The sequence below is a fragment of the Virgibacillus tibetensis genome (assembly GCF_036026595.1).
Taxonomy (GTDB): domain Bacteria; phylum Bacillota; class Bacilli; order Bacillales; family Amphibacillaceae; genus Virgibacillus_P; species Virgibacillus_P tibetensis.
The window spans coordinates 55,798-71,691 of sequence record NZ_JARZFX010000009.1 but is presented as its reverse complement, the minus strand read 5'-3'; the positions used below and the strand labels follow the sequence as shown (position 1 = coordinate 71,691).

The window sequence follows — 15,894 nt, the reverse complement described above, 5'->3', positions numbered from 1 at the left end:
AACATGATTTAAGGAGGTGGGAACATGGCCCTTTTTCAGCGTAACACCCCAAAGAATACACATAGAACTAATGATGAGCGTTATATATCAACTTCAAGTTACATAGACGAACTAGTAGAACATTATAAAAGTCGGCTTCTTACAGAAGTAAATCTGGAACTGATAACTAGTTTAAGTGAAACAGATAAACGAATTCGGATTGAAAGATATATCAACCAATTTATGTCTGAAGAGAAGGTAGTCATTCCAAGGCAGGACAAAGGAATGCTCCTTTCTAAATTGATTGATGAAAGTGTCGGCTTCGGTCCATTAGAACCGTTGTTGAAAGATGATTCAATTACTGAGATTTTAGTTAATGGTCCGAAAGAAATTTACGTTGAAAGAAAGGGGAAGCTGGAACAAGCAGATACTACCTTTAAGGATGAGTCCCATGTACGCCATATTGTGGATCGTGTAGTAGCCCCGCTCGGACGAAGGATTGATGAAAGCTCGCCTATGGTCGATGCTAGATTACCAGATGGGAGCCGTGTGAACGCTGTTATTTCGCCAATAAGTCTGGATGGGACGTTATTGTCTATACGAAAGTTTAGAAAGACACCGTTTAAAATGGATGATCTTGAAAAAAATGATACCTTTACACACGATATGTCTACATTCATGCAAGCACTCGTAAAAACAAAATTAAATGTCTTGATATCGGGTGGAACAGGAAGTGGTAAAACTACTTTACTAAATGCGCTGGCAATGGAAATACCATTTGGTGAACGTGTGATAACGATTGAGGACTCGGCAGAAATAAAAATGGAACGGGAAAATGTGGTAGGAATGGAAGCCCGTCCAGCCAACGTTGAAGGTACCGGTGAAATAGCAATTAGACAATTAGTTAGAAACTCCTTACGTATGCGGCCAGATCGAATTATTGTTGGGGAGGTACGTGGCGCAGAAGCATTTGACATGCTCCAGGCGATGAATACCGGACACGAGGGATCATTAACTACGGTTCACTCTAATACACCGATAGACGCAATCAACCGTGTCGAAGGTATGGTAGTTATGGCAGGTATGGACTTACCGACACACATCATACGTGATTATATTGTCGGTGCTTTGGATTATATTATTCAAGTGCAGCGATTGACAGATGGAAGCAGAAGAATAACAAACATCTCTGAAGTAGAAAAGATTGAAGGGAATAAAATTCAAGTTCGGGACATATTCCTGTTTCAGCGTACAGGAGTAGATGCTAGTGGGATAATAAAAGGTTATTACACCCCTACAGGAATCATACCAAAATGCATCCCTCATCTGCAGGTTTTTGGATTAGAAGTGGATATGGATGTTTTTACCCCTAAGGAGGATATGAACTATGAACATAGCAGTGTCTATACTTTATAGTTTAGCAGTTCTATCACTTTTACTGTTTGGCTATTTTTACTTAGGATACCGATCGAAAAAGAAAGAATGGAACCAAAAGGTAAAACAGTGGTTTCCTGAAGAAAAGCGAAAAAGTATGGTAAGCAAGTGGGGAGACCGGTTTGATGAACGCGAATCTTCCCAGGCACTGAGTAACAAATTGCAAAGTGCTAATGTAAAGTTATTACCTTCTGAATACATTGGTGCATTGATATTAGGAGCTATGGTAATGGTGTTTTTCCTATTTACCATTCTTAATGTACCACTAGCTACCAGCCTGTTGGTATCAATACTAATTATACTAGCAGCTCATTATTTATTGTTTTACTTTAGAAAGAATAATTATGAAATACGTTTTAATGGGCAATTAGGAGAGGTTTGCCGGTTACTGGGAAATGCTGCGCGCTCAGGGTTAACGATTAATCAGGGAATTGACATCGTGGCAAGGGAAGTCCCGGAGCCTGCCGGGAATGAGTTTAAGCGGATTGCTAATGAGCTGAAGTTAGGTGTACCACTGGAACCTGCACTAAGGTCCGTACAAAAAAGAAACAAATCAAGGGAATTCAATTTGTTTATTGCTACACTTCTGGTTCAGAAAAAAACAGGAGGCAACTTAGCATTGACTCTTGATACGATGGCAACAACCTTTGAAGAACGAAAAGTGTTAAGCCAGATCATTAAGACGATGACATCAGAGCAAAAGTATATTTCATTTATCGTTCCAGCCCTGCCAATCTTTCTTTTACTGGTAATGAACAACGTTATTGATGGCTTTATTGACCCATTATGGTCGGGCTTTGGTCTAGTTATATTAATTCTATTCCTTGGTGCGGTCATTCTATCGTTTTTACTGATACGAAAAATAACAAACATAAAGGTGTAGCTTATGGATGCATTAATTATTTTAACGATCATTGCTTTTTGGTTCTGTGTTCTATTATGCATAAAACATTTTGGAACCTATCTAGGTGAAAAACGCAGTGTGCTATCTCATGTATCAACTGTGACTGACATAGATCCGTTTGAAAGAAAGAAAAAGAAGAAGGATCAGCGGGCAAATTTATTCCAAAAGATAACAAAGTATGCTGATGATTTTGCAGATTTAGGCCAAAGGATAAACTTCTTCAGTGAAAATCACATGGTTGAAGAATGGCTCCGAAAGTCAGGGAACCCCCTGAAATTAACGGTACAACGATTCCAGGGGTTAAAAATATTTCTATTTATAGTAGGCCTTTTTTTAGGAATACTTTCTATCATAGTAGGTCTGCCATTCTCTCAATATATGATTATATTTAATCCTCTTATTGGTTATTTTATACCTATAATTTTAATCAGGCGGGAGGTCAAAAAGAGGCAGAATTTAATTAGAGAGGATTTACCTGATTTTCTGGATACGGTTAGCACCAGTCTCCAGGCAGGGGTAAGTTTAGATCATGCATTACGGGAGGTGATTCAACATTTCGATGGGCCGATACGAGAAGAATTCTCACGGTTTAACCAGGAAATCGACTTAGGAGTTACTAGAGAAAAGGCATATCGTGAGTTACTGCAGAGAAATGATAATCAAGAATTCCAATCGTTAATAAAGGGTCTCATCCAAGGAATGGATTTGGGAATACCAATAGCCAAAACATTTAAAATTCAAGCAGATGATTTAAGGCAAATTCGTCAAGAGCAAGTTAAAGAGCTGGCTGCAAAAGCGTCACCGAAAGTAACACTCGTCACAACATTTTTAATTGCACCTGTTTCCATACTAATGATTGCAGGCTTAATGATTTTAAATATGTTGATGGGAGAAGATAGTATATTTAATATGTTTTAAATAATTAAATTAGGAGGGTTATAATGAAATTTGTAAATAGAATTTATGTAAATATGATGGAAAAGGTAGAATCATTTAAAAGTAACGAAAATGGGTCACAGACACTGGAATGGATTGGAATTGCAGCAGTTGTTGTTATTGTTGTAGGGCTAATTTCAACCGCCTTCGCCAACTCAGGTTTCGGAGGTACCATTGTATCTAAGTTTGATGAATTTTTATCTAATATTGGCGGTGGCTGAGAATAAATAAAGTTTATAATTTAAAATGCAAAAAAGTTATAAATTTTAGGAGAGTCTTAAATGAACTTCAGGTTATTTAGTTTTATTTTAATAATAACTGTACTACTGTTTGGATGTAGTAAAAAAGATGAATCAACCGATGATCACATTCAACCTGAACCAGAAGAAAATATTTCAGAGGAAACTGAAAGCGATAGTCTAGTAGATGGGGAATCTGATGAAAGCATTGAGGGCGACGCGAACCTGGGTGAAGAAGATATTCAATCAGGCATAGGTGAAGAGCTATTAGAAAACATTCCTCGAGTACCTCAAGATACAGCTGGTTTCATTAATCAAATAGCAGGGTCCTATGCAGGGGTTGAAATTCTTGATGAAAATATTGTAGAAGATGTCCTGGAGGATGTACAAAAATTAGAGCCACTTTCTGAAGATGCAAATGAAGAGCAGGTTGATGAGTATTTTGATTACTTGTACTCTTTAGTTGCAGAGGACTTTCCAAATCCACAGGATACAATAAAGAAATGGGAATTCAGTGCCTCGGGGGACCCAGACCTTCCAGATTCACGCTATCAATTTAAAGAAAATTATAATATAGAAGTTCTGCTTGACGCGAGTGGTAGTATGGGGGCATATATCGGTGATAAAACAATGATGGAAATCGCCAAAGATTCCATTCATGATTTTATGAAACAAGTACCTGAAGATGCCAATGTTTCCTTCCGGGTCTATGGTCATGAGGGTACAGGTTCACAAGAAGATAAAGGTAAGTCCTGCGCCGCAATTGAGCAGGTATATGGCTATGCTCCATACAAAGAAGATGAATTTCAAAAAGAGCTGGATAAAATTGAGCCAGCAGGCTGGACACCACTAGCAAGCGTTCTGGAACAAGCAGAAGAAGCGCTGCAGGAATTTGATTCAGAAAATAGCACTAATTTGATTTATGTCGTAAGTGATGGCGTCGAAACATGTGATGGAGACCCCGTTAAGGTAGCTAAATCTTTAGCTGATTCAAACGCAGAACCGATTATTAATATAATTGGATTTAATGTGAATTCGAACGCACAAAAACAGTTGAAGGAAATGGCTGAAGTCTCAGGTGGGGTCTTTTCTACAGCAAATAATCAAGACCAACTGAAGGAAGAGTTTAACCGAGCAGAAGAGGTTTTGGAAGCTTGGGAAAAATGGAGAAAAGATGCCATAGATGACGTGGATGCTTCTCGGGTGGGTGGAAAACAACTTTGATATAATAGCGATTTCAAATGAATGGGGTTTTAAAAATACAAAACAATTCATTAATTTATCTAGCTTAATAAGAATGTTTAAAAATGAAGAAATTATAAATAAACAACAAAGAGATCAATTCTATTTAAAACGCAATAATATACGCGATCTCTTAAATGATTCTCAAGAAGAAATAAAGGAAGAACTTAAAGGTATTAGTGCAGAGAAAATAGACGAAATGAAAAAAAGCATAAATACGAAATATAATACACAATCAAAAGAAGAGTAACAAATCTAAAAATCTCCGGAAATAGAGGGTTTATAAAATTTAAGATTCAAAAAAGCTACATCTTTTAGGAGACTCTTAAATGAACTATAAAAGCATACTAATTTTGCTTATTGCTGTTTTTCTGTTATTTAGTTGTTCAAAAAATGGGGGACCTGTTGAAATTAACGCAAACCAGCAAGGTGAAAATGAGAAAGAAAAAGTTAAAAGCAACGAGAATGAGGAGAACAATGAAATAGAAGAAAAAACAGATGTTGAAGACGATAAGGACGACAAGAAAGGGATGGAGTTCTTAGAGGAAACTCCTGCGGTTCCTGTAGATACAGCAGGTTTTATTAATCAAAAACCGGGTCCGTATGCTTCGATAGATGTTAGAGATGACAGTATAGCAGAAGACGTGAAAGAAGATGTTAGAAGGCTGGAGGCTCTTTCAAAGGATGCCAGTGAAGCGAAATTAGATGAATACTTCAACTATATGTATTCATTAGTGGCTGAGGACTTTCCAGATCCACAGGACACTATCAAAAAATGGGAGTTTGGCGCCTCTGGTAATCCCGATCTTCCAGATTCCCGCTATCACTTTAAAGAAAATTATAATATAGAGGTTTTGCTAGATGCTAGTGGAAGTATGGGGGCATACATTGGGGATAAGACAATGATGCAGATCGCTAAAGAAGCTATTCATAACTTCATGAAACAAGTTCCAGATGAGGCTAATATTTCATTTCGAGTCTACGGTCATGTAGGAACAGGTTCGCAAAGTGATAAGGAGAAGTCCTGTGCAGCAATTGAACAGGTTTATGGCTATGGTTCATACGACGAGGCAGAATTTCAGGCAGAATTGGAAAAAATCGAGCCAGCAGGCTGGACACCACTGGCTGATGCTTTGAAACAAGCTGAAAAATCATTGGAAAAATACGATACTGAGCATAATACAAATCTAATCTATGTGGTAAGTGATGGTGTTGAAACATGTGATGGAGATCCCGTAGAAGTTGCGAATTCACTTTCTGATTCGAATGCTCAGCCTATTATAAATATTATAGGATTTAACGTAGATAACGAGGCCAAAGCACAGTTACAAAAGATGGCCGAATTATCAGGAGGCATATTTTCTACAGCAAATGACCAAGAACAACTCGAAAATGAATTTAACCGTGCAGAAGAAGTATTGAAGGCATGGGAGGAATGGAAAGAAGAGGCTTTACAAGATGCAGAATATACTAGGGTTGAGAACAGCTTCGATATTTTGGGAGTTACTAATGAATGGTCAAAAAAAGATGATTTTCTCATCGTAAATTTATCAACTTTAACTTATATATTTGAAGAGGAAGGTATTATTGACTTTCAACAAGTAAGTTATTTCGAATCCAAACGAAATAAAGTTAATAAACTTCTAAAAGAAGCTAGAAAGGATGTAAAAGAGGAACTTGAAGATATTAGTGTTGAAAAACTAGAAGAAATGAAAAGAAATATTGAAGAAAAGTATAGTAACCAAAGTACAAGATAAGTTTGTTGAATTTATAGAGAATAGTGGATAATCACGATAATTAAATATCATAAAAGGCCATACAAAAAAGTTACAACCTTTAGGAGAGTTTTAAATGAACTATAAAAGTATATTAATTTTGCTTATTACTGTTTTTCTGCTATTTAGTTGTTCAAAAAATGAAGAACCTGCTGAAATTAACGCAAACCAGCAAAGTGAAAATGAGAAAGAAAAAGTTAAAAGCAACGAGAATGATGAGAACAATGAAATAGAAGAGAAAACAGATGTTGAAGACAAAAAGGAAGACAAGAATGGGATGGAGTTTTTAGAGGAAACTCCTGAGGTTCCTGAAGATACAGCAGGTTTTATTAATCAAGTACAAGGTGATTTCCCACTTTGGTCATCTGATTGGAATGATAGCAATATAGCTGAAGTTGTAGAAAGACTCAATAGATTAAACCCACTGCCAGAAGATGCTAGCGAAAAAGAATATGATCAATACTTTACGTATATCTACTCCCTGATAGCTGAAGATTTCCCTGATCCGGAAGATCTTATCAAAAAATGGGAATTTGGTGAGTTTGGTAATCCTGATTTACCCGATTCTCGATTTCATTTCAAAGAAAATTATAACATCGAAGTATTACTGGATGCCAGCGGAAGTATGGGTGCATATATCGGCAATGAGACGATGATGCAAATTGCGAAAGAATCAATTCATGATTTTATGAAACAAGTACCTGAGGATGCCAATGTGTCTTTCCGGGTCTATGGTCATAAAGGCACGGGATCACAAGAAGATAAAGCAAAATCGTGTGCTGCAATTGAGCAGGTATATGGCTATGCATCTTATAATGAAGAAAAATTTAAAGAAGAGTTAGATAAAATTGAACCAGCAGGATGGACACCGTTGGCCGATGTTCTCGAACAAGCGGAGGAAGCACTCAAGGAATTTGATGCAGAAAACAGTACCAATTTGATTTATGTAGTTAGTGATGGTGTCGAAACATGTGGTGGCGACCCTGTGAAGGTTGCTAAATCCCTAGCTGATTCTAACGCAGAACCAATTATCAATATTATTGGATTTAATGTAGACTCAGAAGCCCAGGCACAGTTGAAAAAAATGGCAGATGAATCAGGTGGGATTTTTACAACAGCAAATAATCAGGAGCAATTAAAGGAAGAATTTAACCGTGCAGAAAAAGTGTTGGAAGCGTGGGAATCATGGAAAAAGGATGCCTTGCAAGACGTAAAAAAGATAGAAATTGATAATGGTTTTGACATAATGGCTGAATCTAATGAATGGTATAAAAAAAACCTGAGGCAGAATACAAATATATATAGAATTACCAGAATGCTCCGCGAAAAAGAGATTATTGCTTACAACCAACTAAAAGAATTTGATGCCAGAAGGAATAAAGTCAATGAACTGATAAAGGAAGCCAGACAAGAGGCTTTAGAAGAGTTAGAAAACATTAATGTAGAAAAACTAGAGGAAATTAAGAAATCTATTAATGATAAATACAATAAACAGCCCCAGAATTGACAGGTGAGGCATCACATATATAAAAGTATAGTGGGGTGAAGAAGATCGGTAGATGGATAAGAAGATTATTAGTTGTGCTATCTGTTGCCTTTTTAACACTACAGCCTGTATTAGTTCCTACTGTATACGCAGTTGAATCATGGAGTGGCAACCCTTGGTCAGGAGATTCCTGGTCAGGTGACCCTTGGGATGGTAGTGATCTGCAGTGGGAAGGCAGCCCCTGGTCAGGTGATCCTTGGTCAAAGGAAGGATCAGACGCTGATATAGGTTGGGAAGGCTATGATTGGGAAAGTCAACCATGGTATTTAGAAGGATGGTCAAAAGAAGGATTTCAAGGTGAGAGCGGTTCAGGTAATCCATGGACCCAACCTGGCTTTCAGGGTGAGAGCGGTTCAGGTAATCCATGGACCCAACCTGGCTTTCAGGGTGAGAGCGGTTCAGGTAATCCATGGACCCAACCCGGCTTTCAAGGTGAGAGCGGTTCAGGTAATCCATGGACTCAACCCGGTTTTCAGGGTGAAGGTGGTTCAGGAAATGCATGGAATCAGCCCGGTTTTCAGGGTGAAGGTGGTTCAGGAAATGCATGGAATCAGCCCGGCTTTCAGGGTGAAGGTGGTTTAGGTTATGCATGGCAATACCCTGGCTTTTCAGGGAATCCATATTCAGCGGATCCAGGATCAGGTACCTATACACCACCGGATCGATTTTATAGTTCAGATGGATACAAGGGTACTAAATTCGTTATTGATACGGTAATAAATGGAACTGCTAATTTTGTAAACGACGGTTTAGATGGTGGCTTTTCTCATGATAAGACCAGCTTGCACCTAACAAATTTATTTGTTAGTGGGGCTAAACTACATCTTGGTGATTCTCAGTTTTTTGATGTATACGATATGGGCAAAACTGGCAAAACAGGATTCGATAAAGTCAAACAGCTGGAAACATTAAGACAAGGATCGTATGCATTAAGTAGTGCTTTACAAACCAGTGGTGATGGAATTAGGAAAGCTTCTAACGTATCTAACATATCAAAGACTACAGAATTCGCAGCAAAGACTAAACAATACGTATCAATGATTAAAGACTCTGCATCACAGGTCTACAAAAGTACAGATATTTCCAAGGTAGCAGGTACTTGGAGTAATATGGGAGCTTTGTCCAAATTTAATTTTGTGACATCTGGCATCAACGCAGGTGTCTCGGCGTATAAAACAGGTGCCAGTGTAGGGGACGCTATTCAAACGTTTAATAGTAACGCTTCCGGTGCTGATAAAACAGCAGCAGTTGCGAATATTGGCTCAAACTTAGGAGAGACAATAATGAGTGCTGGCGGTGTTGCAGCAGCAATTCCTGGAGGCCAGGCATTGGGAGCAGGACTCGTCGCAGCCGGTGCTGGTATATTTGTGGTATCCAAAGGTGTAAGCTTAATTGCGAGAAATTGGCAGGGAGATGTAAAATCGACTGCCAAGGAAATTGGTAAAAAGGCAGGTCAAACGATTAAAAAAGGTTGGAAAACTGTCAAAGGCTGGTTTTCTTAAATATATATTAAATAAATATCCAGTAGATTTTTAAAACAGAATAGAGTGAGGCTAGGGCTCGTTCTATTCTGTTTTCTCTTTTACACTAAATCTTTTAATGGATGCTAATACATAATATAAATATTCACCACGAGAGGAGTCAGTCATGGAAAAACTAGAAGGACAAAAACTATTGAAAATGGGAAAAAAACATCAAAAGTGGTTTGAAAGTACATCGGTTTATCTGGATGCCTACCTAATTAACAACCATGCTTATTATTTAGCTATTTATAAAGGAAGGTTTAGTAACAGCTTAAAAGGCCACGCAATTCTATCACCAGACTCAAATGATAGAGAAGAAGCACTTCAAGCTCTTTTCTCTCTGGCTCATTTTTACATTAGTTATGGAAATGTTGAGAAAAGTGGCAAAGAAAGAGCTGAATTAGATTTCTCTGTACTTGTGGAAGTGCGTGATTATTTGAAGGGGATCGTAGACTCAGGTGTGTTGGAACATAATAAGGAAATTATCTATCTCAGATCATTGAATATAATTCAAAACATGCTGACATTACAGGATGAGATGGTTGACTTATGGAGGGAAGCCCAGGAATTATATGAGAATGTGCAAAAAAGAGGTTATATTGCGGACGAAGATATAGAAAAAACAATTTGTTATCCCCCGGTTATTCAATTGATTCAATATAAACAGTTTAAAAATAGATATGATAATCGCAAAGACTTCGATATTATCTATGAAAATCGGAATGATCCGAGAATTAAACCATATGTAACCTCCTTGGAGCACAGGGTATTAAAAGCGATGACGAGCAATGCTGCAGAACAGCAGATTAAAGAAACACTCGATCTTTTGACAAAGGATTTCGATTTTACAAATGAAAGTGAATCAGAAATGTATGAAATATGGTTGGAATTTTTTAAAGAGAGTATAGAAGCCCGTGTAGAAGATTTCAAAAAGACATTACGGTATCCGTGAGTTAAATGAAAGGTAGAGGCTATCCAATAGTCACAGGAGATTTATTATAAATGGAGAGGACAATTACGAGGGATTGACAAAGTAAGGAGAGGTACATGGAAAAACTAGAAGGACAAGAGCTTTTACGACTAGGTAAAAAACATCAAAAATGGTTTGAAAGTACATCCGTAAATCTGGATGCCTACCTAATTAACAACCATGCTTATTATTTAGCTATTTATAAAGGAAGGTTTAGTCACAAACTAAAAGGGCATGCAATCCTATCACCAGATTTAAATGATAGAGAAGAGGCACTTCAAGCTCTTGCCCCTCTTGTTTATTTTGCTTTAAGTTTCGGAAGTGTTGAGGAGGGAGCCAAGGAAAGAGGAGAACTTGACTTTTCTGTCCTTGAAGAGGTTCGTGATTATTTGAAGAGTATTGTAGACTCCGGTGTGTTGGAAAAGAACATGGAAATAATTTATGGCCGGTCATTGGACATTATCCAAAACATGCTTGAATTACAAGCTGAATTAGTAGAGTTGTGGAAAGAAACCATTGACTTTTATAACAAGGTAGGCGAGATAGGGTATTTTACGGATGAGGATATAGAAAAATCAATACGTTATATACCTACATTTGAATTGATTCAATATAAACAGTTTGAGGATAGATATGATAATTGCTATGACTTTGACATAATATATGAAAATCGGAATGACCCTAAGATTAAACCATATGCAACTACCTTGGAGCACCATGTATTAAAAGCGATGACGAGCAAGGCTTCTGAAAAACAGATTAAAGAGACGCTTGACCTGTTTACAAGAAGTTATGATTTTCGAAACAAAAGTAATGCAGAAAGATATCAAATACTCTTAAACTATTGTAAGAATGGTATAGAAGCACGCCTGGAAGATTTTAAAAAGACATTACGGTATCCGTGAAATGAAAGGTAGAGGCTATCCAAGCGTCACAGGAAGACTGTGACAAAGTAAGGAGAGATACATGGAAAAACTAGAAGGACAAGAGCTTTTACGACTAGGAAAAAAATATCAAAAATGGTTTGAAGGTACATCGGTTAATCTGGATGCTTACCTAATTAACAATCATGCTTATTATTTAGCAATTTATAAAGGAAGGTTTAGTCACAGCTTAAAAGGCCACGCAATCCTATCACCCGATTCAAATAATAGAGAAGAAGCTCTCCAAGCTCTTTCACCGCTCGTTTATTTTGGAGCCAGTAACGCAAATGTAGAAGAGGGTGTCAGGGAGAGAGCAGAACTAAACTTCTCTGTACTTGAGGAGGTGCGGGATTATTTGAAGAGCATTGTAGATGCCGATGTGTTGGGGCACAATAAGGAAATAATTTATCGCCGGTCATTGACCATTATCCAAAACATGCTTGCATTACAAGAACAAATGATAGATTTATGGAAAGAAACAAAAGACTTTTATGACAAAGTGAACGATAGAGGATATTTTACGGATGAAGATTTAGATCAATCACTAAACTATATCCCTGTAGGTAATTTGATTCAATATAAGCAGTTCAAAGATAGGTATGATAACCGCAAAGACTTCGATATTATTTATGAAAATCGGAATGACACGAGAATCAAACCATATGTAACCTCCTTGGAGCACAGGGTATTAAGAGCGATGACGAGCAAGGCTGCAGAACAACAGATTAAAGATACACTAGATTTACTAACAAGAGGGTATGATTTTTCAAATAAAAGCGAATCTGAAATGTGTCAAATGTGGCTGGATTTTTTTCTGGAAGGCATGGAAGAACGAGTGGAAGATTTTAAAAAGACTTTGAGGTATCCGTGAAAGAAATAGTAGTAATCTACAGAAAATACTAGAATAGGGGTTTTTAAGGTGAAAAAGTTGATGCTATTCATACTAGTTTCAATGATTCTTGGTCTTTCTGCCTGCAGTTCAGCAGAAGGCAAAGAGTTAGCAGAATACCATAATAACTATGTAGAAACAGTAAATGAAAAAGCAACACAAGTAGAAGTGGAATTGAATGCTTCCTTTGAAGCTGGAACACTTGAAGAGGAATTGAAACTTCAAGAGGAAAATGTATTGCCCTTGATAAGCGAGATCGAGGAATATATTGAATCTCAGAAACCTGAGTCTGATGTTGTAAAAGAGATGCATAGCATGAGATTAGAACAGATGCGTTCCTGGGTAGAAGTTTTTAATTTAAGATTTGAAGCGTTGGAAAAAACAATTGAAGGAGCTTCCGAGGAGGAAGTAGCTGAAATTGTTCAGCAAGCAGAAGAAAAGGTAGTTGAAACACAAACTAAAGCTCAAGCAGCTAATGAAAAGATGGCAGAATTGGCTGATGAATACAATGTTGAGTTAATAGACGAAGAGTAGTCGATAATTAGTTATTAAAAAAGGTCCCTTTCGCAAGTTCTATTGCTTTTAATTCCCGTAGTTGATATAAAATGCGACACAGTGAAAATTTGATTTCTGCTACTTATTGAGAGTGGCTTTCTGATCCCGTTTCGGAAAATACACTTCGTGGTGTAGTGGTTTGTAACTTCATTAAATATAACAGCTGCTATTCACTTTTATGCTAGTTGATTGGAGCGGAGGGCAGTCGACTCCAGCGGGAACAGCACGTGTCTGAAGACCCCACAGCGGTGGTTTTCCGCGAGGAGGCTGAAGCCGTGCCCGCGGAAAGCGACTGTCCGAAGTGGAAATCAACATTGAAGTTACGTCGAGCTTAATATGTTTTGTGTCAATAACAAAAATATTTTTAAAAACAGATTTAAGAAAAGTTGAAATCACGAAAAATATCATAAGTTAAAGAGTAAGGGGTTTATCATGGAAAAACCATTTCGGAATACGTGGGAAATTTACACAGGGAAATTTGAAAAGCTTCTTTTGTTGATGTTAGGAACTACTTTGCCGCTGTTAATCGTACATTCCTTTGTTACGAATTATATGTTTGCCATAACACCCAGTATCTCTCAAACTTCCTCAATAGCAGATATATATTACGGGTTCCTGACAGTTTTATTATTTATATATGCACAAGTACCATTTATCCGCTATGTGTACAATGAGTACATTGGGCATGAACATAGCTTACGTGACTCTTTTATTCATTTTCTATCAAATGGATTTACTGTTTTTGTATTTGCCTGTATTGTTTCGTTTCTATCAACGATTGGATTTATGTTGTTCTTTCTCCCTGGATTAATTGTGTTAGCTCTCGTCTTTCCCATCCCTTATTTGAGTGTATTTGATAATAAGTCGGTTTGGAAATCATTTAAGGAAGGGATAAGGATAGGTAAGAAAAATTTCTTTAAAATCCTGTTAGTCATCCTTGTAACAGGTTTTGTAGAGCTTTTCTTTGGAATATATGTCACTATGCAGATATTTAATATTACTTCTTCTTTTTCAGCTCAAATTATCACACAGATGGTATTAAATATGCTGTTTTTCCCATTTGTTGTTATTCTTCTAACCTCTTATATTATAAAATGGCGTGAAGCACAAGAAGTTTTAGAGGTTGGAGTTGAGGAGGCTAATTTCTAATGAAATGGTTTAAAAGATTTAGAAAAGAAGAATCTGGCAGTGCGACCATTGAGTTTCTGGGTATAGTTCCAGTAGCACTAATATTACTAATGGTTATACTTCAGTTCATTGTAGGAATTAATGGTGTTTTAGTTACCCAATCTGCAGCAAATGAATATGCCAGTGTTTACTCCATTACTAAAAATCAATCAGAAGCCAGTGCAGCCGCAAACAAAATACTCAATTCTACAGGAAACTATCTATCATCCCAAAGCATAAGTGTTAATGGTTCTAAAAACTTTACCGCTCAAGTAAATTCTAAAATAAAACTGATTTTTTTACCTGAAAAAATACGTGGTTACAGCATACCGCAAATTTCTCTTCAAGCGACCGCTTCCGGCAGGGTGATTGAATGAACAAAGATATACAGCAGCTCTTTAAAAATGAACGTGGCAATATAGCTTTATTTGTAATAGGAATGCTCGGTCTCATGATGGTACTTTTCGTATTTGTACTAAATATGGGTGCAGCCTTAGTGGTGAAGGAAAAGTCAGCGACCACTGCCAAACAGGCAAGTATGGCCGCAACAAGTATGTTATATAAGGAAGTCAGGCAAGAAATTTATGAGTATGAACATGAAACGCTAGAGGGATCTATCCATGCTTTTTTTGAGGACTTTGATGAAAAAATATCTGACGAGAAGGATAGTCTGAGAAACAACAGCAACTATAATGACTGGACGGATAATGAACTGGAACTGGAGGCACTTGATCGAGTATTAGATAAGGCACTCAGCAATAGTGAATTACGCATCAAATTACGTGAGATTTTACAAAATATTGATTTTGATGCAACCGTGATTAATATGGCGCGAAATACTATTGTTGAAAATGGTGGAAAATTAGAAGGCGCAACATTAACGGTCAAGCAAAATAGAATTTATGTGAGGGCTGCCAACGAAGTAGAATCTACATCGTATGATGGGTTACTGAGAGGGATAAAAGAAAAACTTTATCAGGAGTCAGCAGGGCCAAAAGTGGATTTCCTGCAAGATATTTGGAACCCGGGCACCATCCAATTAAATTAGGTGAGAAAGGAGATAATTTAATGTCAAAGACGGAGAAAAAATGGAGAAGAATTTACTTAGTATTAATGATTTTCATTTACGCTATTTATACTCCCATTACTGGATTAGAATGGCTGTTTGGTGATGGAGGCTTTCCATTCACAGCGATAGTCGTCGGCGTGGCTCTACCTGTTGGCCGGAAGACTCATCTTCAAACGATTCGTGAAAAAGAGGGGAATTCTGTTGCCTGAATATTAACATCGTTTAAAAAGCCAAGTTACTCCCATTATATATGATATAATAGAAGCATAAAAGTAACTGGGGGTATCCTTTATGTATTTTGTTGATCGAAGCAAAATTGAGCAAACGCTTTTATATATGGAAGAAATTTTGAGTGAGTTAGATAAGCATAAATTCACTTCTTTTTTAGAGAAGTTAAGTTTGGAAAGAATGGTGCATCTGTTGATCGAATCGACTTTAGATGTAGGAAATATGATGATTGATGGCTTTATTATGAGAGATCCTGGCAGTTACGAGGATATTATTGATATATTAATTGATGAGAAAGTGATTCCTTCTGATGCAGAGGCTGGTTACAAAGCAATTATTACACTTCGTAAAAAAGTAGTTAATGAATATACAACGGTTGACCACGATAAATTAAAAGAAGTTATTTTTAATAATAAGCCAATGTTGGATAAATTCAGTACACAAATTAGAGCGTATCTGGATAACGAACTTGGAGTTGCCAATGCATTTTCCGGCGAATCGTGAAGGTGATACAG

At 37.2% G+C, this 15,894-nt stretch carries 18 protein-coding genes; all 18 read left to right on the top strand.

The annotated features are described in order from the left end of the window. Positions 1 to 24: 24 nt before the first annotated feature. The 18 genes from QGM71_RS15670 to QGM71_RS15585 all read left to right on the top strand — a co-directional run bounded on the left by QGM71_RS15670 (position 25) and on the right by QGM71_RS15585 (position 15,883). Positions 25 to 1,395 carry a CpaF family protein gene (locus tag QGM71_RS15670; protein ID WP_327608504.1) on the top strand — a complete coding sequence of 457 codons (1,371 nt, stop codon included), beginning with the start codon at positions 25 to 27 and terminating at the stop codon, positions 1,393 to 1,395. Continuing rightward, complete coding sequence (locus QGM71_RS15665; RefSeq protein WP_327608503.1) at positions 1,367 to 2,296, top strand: type II secretion system F family protein; 930 nt, start codon at positions 1,367 to 1,369, stop codon at positions 2,294 to 2,296. Before QGM71_RS15670 ends, QGM71_RS15665 begins: the two co-directional genes overlap by 29 nt. 3 nt (positions 2,297 to 2,299) lie before the next feature. Beyond that, a complete protein-coding gene (locus tag QGM71_RS15660; protein ID WP_327608502.1) occupies positions 2,300 to 3,235 on the top strand; it encodes a type II secretion system F family protein in 936 nt (311 codons plus the stop codon). A 23-nt stretch (positions 3,236 to 3,258) separates the two neighbouring features. Continuing rightward, the gene (locus QGM71_RS15655; protein ID WP_327608501.1) at positions 3,259 to 3,474 is read left to right on the top strand and encodes a hypothetical protein; all 216 of its coding nucleotides are present in this window, start codon (positions 3,259 to 3,261) and stop codon (positions 3,472 to 3,474) included. 60 nt (positions 3,475 to 3,534) lie between these two features. Further along, positions 3,535 to 4,716 carry a VWA domain-containing protein gene (locus QGM71_RS15650; protein WP_327608500.1) on the top strand — a complete coding sequence of 394 codons (1,182 nt, stop codon included), beginning with the start codon at positions 3,535 to 3,537 and terminating at the stop codon, positions 4,714 to 4,716. Next, positions 4,700 to 4,984 carry a capsid protein p24 gene (locus tag QGM71_RS15645; RefSeq protein WP_327608499.1) on the top strand — a complete coding sequence of 95 codons (285 nt, stop codon included), beginning with the start codon at positions 4,700 to 4,702 and terminating at the stop codon, positions 4,982 to 4,984. The genes QGM71_RS15650 and QGM71_RS15645 overlap by 17 nt, the downstream gene beginning before the upstream one ends. A 79-nt stretch (positions 4,985 to 5,063) precedes the next feature. Continuing rightward, positions 5,064 to 6,491, top strand: a complete 1,428-nt coding sequence (locus QGM71_RS15640) for a VWA domain-containing protein (RefSeq protein ID WP_327608498.1) — start codon at positions 5,064 to 5,066, stop codon at positions 6,489 to 6,491. A gap of 94 nt (positions 6,492 to 6,585) precedes the next feature. Next, positions 6,586 to 8,016, top strand: coding sequence for a VWA domain-containing protein (locus QGM71_RS15635; protein WP_327608497.1), 1,431 nt, complete (start codon positions 6,586 to 6,588; stop codon positions 8,014 to 8,016). 35 nt (positions 8,017 to 8,051) lie between these two features. Continuing rightward, positions 8,052 to 9,557, top strand: coding sequence for a hypothetical protein (locus QGM71_RS15630; protein ID WP_327608496.1), 1,506 nt, complete (start codon positions 8,052 to 8,054; stop codon positions 9,555 to 9,557). 145 nt (positions 9,558 to 9,702) lie between these two features. Beyond that, the gene (locus tag QGM71_RS15625; RefSeq protein WP_327608495.1) at positions 9,703 to 10,530 is read left to right on the top strand and encodes a hypothetical protein; all 828 of its coding nucleotides are present in this window, start codon (positions 9,703 to 9,705) and stop codon (positions 10,528 to 10,530) included. Positions 10,531 to 10,625: 95 nt separating this feature from the next. Continuing rightward, the gene (locus QGM71_RS15620) at positions 10,626 to 11,453 is read left to right on the top strand and encodes a hypothetical protein (protein WP_327608494.1); all 828 of its coding nucleotides are present in this window, start codon (positions 10,626 to 10,628) and stop codon (positions 11,451 to 11,453) included. 61 nt (positions 11,454 to 11,514) lie between these two features. Continuing rightward, positions 11,515 to 12,342: a hypothetical protein gene (locus QGM71_RS15615; protein ID WP_327608493.1), complete on the top strand. Its 828-nt coding sequence runs from the start codon at positions 11,515 to 11,517 to the stop codon at positions 12,340 to 12,342. A gap of 48 nt (positions 12,343 to 12,390) precedes the next feature. Next, a complete protein-coding gene (locus QGM71_RS15610) occupies positions 12,391 to 12,894 on the top strand; it encodes a hypothetical protein (RefSeq protein WP_327608492.1) in 504 nt (167 codons plus the stop codon). 453 nt (positions 12,895 to 13,347) lie between these two features. After that, positions 13,348 to 14,064, top strand: coding sequence for a hypothetical protein (locus QGM71_RS15605; RefSeq protein WP_327608491.1), 717 nt, complete (start codon positions 13,348 to 13,350; stop codon positions 14,062 to 14,064). Beyond that, positions 14,064 to 14,459, top strand: a complete 396-nt coding sequence (locus tag QGM71_RS15600; RefSeq protein ID WP_327608490.1) for a TadE/TadG family type IV pilus assembly protein — start codon at positions 14,064 to 14,066, stop codon at positions 14,457 to 14,459. The genes QGM71_RS15605 and QGM71_RS15600 overlap by 1 nt, the downstream gene beginning before the upstream one ends. Further along, the gene (locus tag QGM71_RS15595; protein WP_327608489.1) at positions 14,456 to 15,130 is read left to right on the top strand and encodes a Tad domain-containing protein; all 675 of its coding nucleotides are present in this window, start codon (positions 14,456 to 14,458) and stop codon (positions 15,128 to 15,130) included. The genes QGM71_RS15600 and QGM71_RS15595 overlap by 4 nt, the downstream gene beginning before the upstream one ends. 20 nt (positions 15,131 to 15,150) lie before the next feature. Next, a complete protein-coding gene (locus QGM71_RS15590) occupies positions 15,151 to 15,360 on the top strand; it encodes a hypothetical protein (protein ID WP_327608488.1) in 210 nt (69 codons plus the stop codon). Between the two features lie 82 nt (positions 15,361 to 15,442). Continuing rightward, on the top strand, positions 15,443 to 15,883 hold the full coding sequence (locus tag QGM71_RS15585) for a DUF86 domain-containing protein (protein ID WP_327608487.1): 441 nt from the start codon (positions 15,443 to 15,445) through the stop codon (positions 15,881 to 15,883). The last annotated feature ends 11 nt before the right edge of the window (positions 15,884 to 15,894 follow it).

Excerpts from the sequence above, each read along its gene's own strand:
- QGM71_RS15655 (WP_327608501.1), top strand. The coding sequence starts at position 3,259 with ATGAAATTTGTAAATAGAATTTATGTAAATATGATGGAAAAGGTAGAA.
- QGM71_RS15625 (WP_327608495.1), top strand. The coding sequence starts at position 9,703 with ATGGAAAAACTAGAAGGACAAAAACTATTGAAAATGGGAAAAAAACAT.
- QGM71_RS15620 (WP_327608494.1), top strand. The coding sequence starts at position 10,626 with ATGGAAAAACTAGAAGGACAAGAGCTTTTACGACTAGGTAAAAAACAT.
- QGM71_RS15670 (WP_327608504.1), top strand. The coding sequence starts at position 25 with ATGGCCCTTTTTCAGCGTAACACCCCAAAGAATACACATAGAACTAAT.
- QGM71_RS15590 (WP_327608488.1), top strand. The coding sequence starts at position 15,151 with ATGTCAAAGACGGAGAAAAAATGGAGAAGAATTTACTTAGTATTAATG.
- QGM71_RS15605 (WP_327608491.1), top strand. The coding sequence starts at position 13,348 with ATGGAAAAACCATTTCGGAATACGTGGGAAATTTACACAGGGAAATTT.
- QGM71_RS15640 (WP_327608498.1), top strand. The coding sequence starts at position 5,064 with ATGAACTATAAAAGCATACTAATTTTGCTTATTGCTGTTTTTCTGTTA.
- QGM71_RS15665 (WP_327608503.1), top strand. The coding sequence starts at position 1,367 with ATGAACATAGCAGTGTCTATACTTTATAGTTTAGCAGTTCTATCACTT.
- QGM71_RS15600 (WP_327608490.1), top strand. The coding sequence starts at position 14,064 with ATGAAATGGTTTAAAAGATTTAGAAAAGAAGAATCTGGCAGTGCGACC.
- QGM71_RS15585 (WP_327608487.1), top strand. The coding sequence starts at position 15,443 with ATGTATTTTGTTGATCGAAGCAAAATTGAGCAAACGCTTTTATATATG.
- QGM71_RS15595 (WP_327608489.1), top strand. The coding sequence starts at position 14,456 with ATGAACAAAGATATACAGCAGCTCTTTAAAAATGAACGTGGCAATATA.
- QGM71_RS15635 (WP_327608497.1), top strand. The coding sequence starts at position 6,586 with ATGAACTATAAAAGTATATTAATTTTGCTTATTACTGTTTTTCTGCTA.
- QGM71_RS15615 (WP_327608493.1), top strand. The coding sequence starts at position 11,515 with ATGGAAAAACTAGAAGGACAAGAGCTTTTACGACTAGGAAAAAAATAT.
- QGM71_RS15660 (WP_327608502.1), top strand. The coding sequence starts at position 2,300 with ATGGATGCATTAATTATTTTAACGATCATTGCTTTTTGGTTCTGTGTT.
- QGM71_RS15650 (WP_327608500.1), top strand. The coding sequence starts at position 3,535 with ATGAACTTCAGGTTATTTAGTTTTATTTTAATAATAACTGTACTACTG.